Genomic DNA, 3,755 nt, shown 5'->3' on the forward strand with positions numbered 1-3,755 from the left:
ACCTTCCTTCATCACGAAACGCGCCGGGGTGTGGTAGTACTTGATGGTGAAGTCGACGTTTTTCTTGCGGTCGTCAGTGATGGTCATCGACGACAGGATCGCGTCGATCTTCTTCACCTTCAGCGCCGGAATCAGCCCGTCGAACTCTTGCTCGACCCAGGTGCACTTGACCTTCATCTGCTCGCACAACGCATCGCCGATATCCACGTCGAAGCCGGTCAGCTTGCCGTCAGGCGTCTTCATCGAAAAAGGCGGATAACCGGCCTCGATCCCGAGGCGGATCGGCTTCGCGTCTTCGGCCGCGGCCGACAAGGAAAGTAGGGACAGTGCCAGGGCACCGAACATGACAAGCTTCTTCATTTTTGCTCCTGAGTGCGCAGGTTTTTTTGATCGTTATGGGCAGATTCGGAAACAGCGTTCGGTCAGCGAAAACCGAAGTGGACGGGAGTCTAGAGGTGCACTCGGGAGGGGAATTATGTTGAGGCGACAAATAGTTATAAAAACAATACGGCTTGGCCGGCGATTATTGGTTTTCCAAAAAAACTGACAGAAGCAGCCCGTGTGGCAAGGGAGCTCGCCCCCTCGCCACACGGGCGTCGCACCCTACTTCAACAATCGCAGCTGACCGCCTGCTCCGCCACGCGCTCCACGGAACCGGTCAGGCGAAAACCTTCGTCGAGCCAGCCCATGACGCCACCGATCATTTCCTTGACCGGGTACCCCAGGGTCGCCAGGCGCACCGCGGCCTTGTTGGCGCCGTTGCAATGCGGCCCCGCGCAATAGACCACGAACAGGGTGGTCTGGGGATAGGCCGCAAGCGCCTCGGCGGTCAGCGTGCGGGTCGGCAGGTTGATCGCCCCGGGCACGTGCCCGCGTGCATAGGCCTGCGGCCCGCGCACATCGACGAGGACAAAATCGATCTCACCGGCGTCCTGGCTGGCACGTACGTCGGAACAATCGGTTTCGAACATCAGACGCCGGCTGAAATGCTGCAGGGCAATGTCGGACGGCGCGGCAGACACTTCGCGAACAGGGCTGGTCATCGGGTTTACTCCAGGGACGGATAGGGCTTGGAGAGACTTTATCCACCCGCCGCCAACCGCTACAGTGGCGTACAAGACACTCTGTGGGAATTTTCCGCCAAATGCAGCCTACCCCTGGCCTCGTCGCGATTCTCGCCTACGACGGGCTGTGCACGTTCGAATTCGGCGTTGCCGTCGAGATATTCGGGCTGGCACGGCCCGAGTTTGATTTTCCCTGGTATGAACACCGCATCGTCGCTGTCGACGACGGCCCGATGCGCGCCATGGGCGGCTTCCAGGTATTGGCCGATGGCGGCATGGAGCTGCTCGACAGCGCGCGAACCATTATCGTGCCGGGCTGGCGCAGTCGCAGCGAACCGCCCTCCGATGCCCTGCTCCAGGCCTTGCGACGAGCCCATGCCCGTGGCGCCCGTCTGTTGTCGATCTGCTCGGGGGCTTTTGTCCTGGCGGCCACCGGGCTGCTCGACGGCTTGGGCGCCACCACGCATTGGCGCTACACCGACGAACTGGCCCACAGCTACCCGACCATCGAAGTCGATCCCGATGTACTTTATGTCGATTCAGGCCAGATCATCACCTCGGCTGGCAGCGCGGCCGGCATCGATGCGTGCCTGCACCTGGTGGCGCGGGATTTCGGCGCCCAGGTCGCCAATGCCGTGGCGCGTCGACTGGTCATGCCGACCCAACGCACCGGTGGCCAGGCGCAGTTCATCCCCTCGCCAGTCAGCCGCACGCCGCGCAGCGATTTGTCCGGCGTCATGCAATGGGCCCGGGAACGTCTCCACGAGCCGCTGGGAGTGCGCGATCTGGCCAGTCACGCCGCCATGAGCGAACGGACCTTCTTGCGCCGCTTCACCCAGGCTTGCGGTGTGTCGCCCAAGGCCTGGCTGCAACATGAGCGCCTGGCACGGGCCCGGGAATTGCTGGAAAGCACGCAAGACAACACCGACAACATCGCCCAACTGTGTGGCTATCGGTCGGTGGAAAGTTTCCGGGTAGCGTTTCGCAACGTGGTGGGGCTGGCGCCCTCGGTGTACCGGGAGCGGTTTGGGCGAGGGTAACGACGCCTTCGAGGTTCTCCGTGGCGAGGGAGTCCCCGCCGCGTCGCCGACGCTGCGCTGTCGCGCAGCAAACAAGTGTTCGGCTTAATATTGGGTGCGCGCGGGGACAGAGGCCGTAGCTATCACTGGTGTGTGCGCACCCGCGAGGGAGAGTGGCCGGCACGGTATCGGCGTGGAGTCGTTGTAGGCACAGCAAGCTGTGACCACGTATGAGAGAGTGAATCCGTTCGACACCGTGTGCCCCGCGCGCCGTTCAATCCTGCGAGGAATTGTCATGGCGCGCAAGAAGCAGCAGAAACGATTTGAAGTCGTTCACCCTCATTGTGCCGGTATCGATATTGGCAGCCGCGAGCACTGGGTCGGCGTCAATCCCGATCAAAGCGACAAGCCGGTTCGTTGTTTTCCGGCCTTTACTGAGGATTTGGTGAAGCTGGCCGAATGGCTGGAATCGCTGAAAATCAAAGTCGTGGCGATGGAAGCCACCGGTGTCTATTGGATACCGCTGTTCGAGCTTCTCGATTCGAGGGGCTTTGAGGTGTATCTAGTTAACTCCCGTGCTACACGCCAGATAAGCGGGCGTAAATCCGATGTCCTGGATTGCCAATGGATCTGGCAGCTCATGACCCATGGCTTACTCAGAGGAGCGTTCCGGCCCGCTGATGATATTTGCTCGATGCGTTCGCTGGTTCGCCAGCGGGCCATGAAGGTTCGTGATCAAGCCAAGACCATCAACCGCATGCAAAAAGCCCTGACGCAGATGAACATTCAGTTAGCCAATGTCATCAGCAACATCGCTGGTGTGACAGGGATGAAAATCATCAAGGCCATCATCGATGGCGAGCGTGACCCTCAAGTTTTAGCCAACTTCCGAGACGGCCGTATCAAGGCCGATTACCAAACCATCGCCCGCAGTCTGCACGGTAACTGGCGAGTCGAGCATTTGCATGCCTTGGCTCAGGAAGTGGCTGCTCATGATTTTCTTGAGAAGCAGATTGCCGAATGTGATCAGGCCATCACCCAGGCACTCAATCGACTCCCAGTACTGAACCATGAGCCCACGCAACCCGCCAAGCCACTGCGCAGCCCGCATCGTTCGGCAGATGAACAAGCCAACTTGCACCAGGCACTTGTGAGAATCATGGGCGTGGATCTGACCGCGATTCCCACTATCGGAATCGAATCCGCCTTGGTTCTGGCAAGCGAAGTCGGACCTGATTTGTCGCGGTTTCCGACTGAGCAACATTTCAGCTCTTGGATGGGGTTGGCGCCCTCAACCCGAATATCGGGAGGAAAACCCTTGCCCGGTCATGTCCCCAAGGTATTTAACCGGGCGGCACAAGCGTTGAAGCAGGCGGCCTCTAGCGCCCGCAACGATAAAAGCTTTATCGGTGCCAGTCACCGCGCCCGATTGGCTCGTATGGATACGGCCTGCGCCATCAAGGCTACGGCTCACCAACTGGCCCGCCTGATCTACGCCATGCTGACCAAAGGCCAGCCTTACGTGGCGCAGGATATGGAAGAGTACGAGGCCAAAAGCCGTGATCGTCAGCTTAGAGCCTTACAGCGTAAGGCTACAAAGCTGGGTGTTCGAGTGATCGCGGCTTAAAAAAGCTTTGGAGAACAAGGGGATGGATTTTGTTTGATGAGAGCT

General features: G+C 59.7%; 4 protein-coding genes. 2 read left to right on the forward strand and 2 right to left on the reverse strand.

Features of this window, described 5'->3' with window-relative positions; translation table 11 throughout:
• Both ACE04F_RS18970 and ACE04F_RS18975 read right to left on the reverse strand, forming a co-directional pair.
• Window positions 1–360: transporter substrate-binding domain-containing protein (locus ACE04F_RS18970; protein ID WP_486109079.1), on the reverse strand; the 360-nt coding region annotated here is incomplete at its 3' end.
• Between the two features lie 248 nt (window positions 361–608).
• The gene (locus tag ACE04F_RS18975; protein ID WP_486107105.1) at window positions 609–1,043 is read right to left on the reverse strand and encodes a rhodanese-like domain-containing protein; all 435 of its coding nucleotides are present in this window, start codon (window positions 1,041–1,043) and stop codon (window positions 609–611) included.
• Between the two features lie 101 nt (window positions 1,044–1,144).
• Between ACE04F_RS18975 and ftrA the strand changes: the two genes are divergently transcribed.
• Both ftrA and ACE04F_RS18985 read left to right on the forward strand, forming a co-directional pair.
• A complete protein-coding gene (gene ftrA / locus ACE04F_RS18980; protein WP_486107107.1) occupies window positions 1,145–2,104 on the forward strand; it encodes a transcriptional regulator FtrA in 960 nt (319 codons plus the stop codon).
• 274 nt (window positions 2,105–2,378) lie between these two features.
• On the forward strand, window positions 2,379–3,710 hold the full coding sequence (locus ACE04F_RS18985) for an IS110 family RNA-guided transposase (RefSeq protein WP_486107109.1): 1,332 nt from the start codon (window positions 2,379–2,381) through the stop codon (window positions 3,708–3,710).
• Window positions 3,711–3,755: the final 45 nt, after the last annotated feature.

It is taken from the genome of Pseudomonas sp. AGC41, from assembly GCF_057334555.1.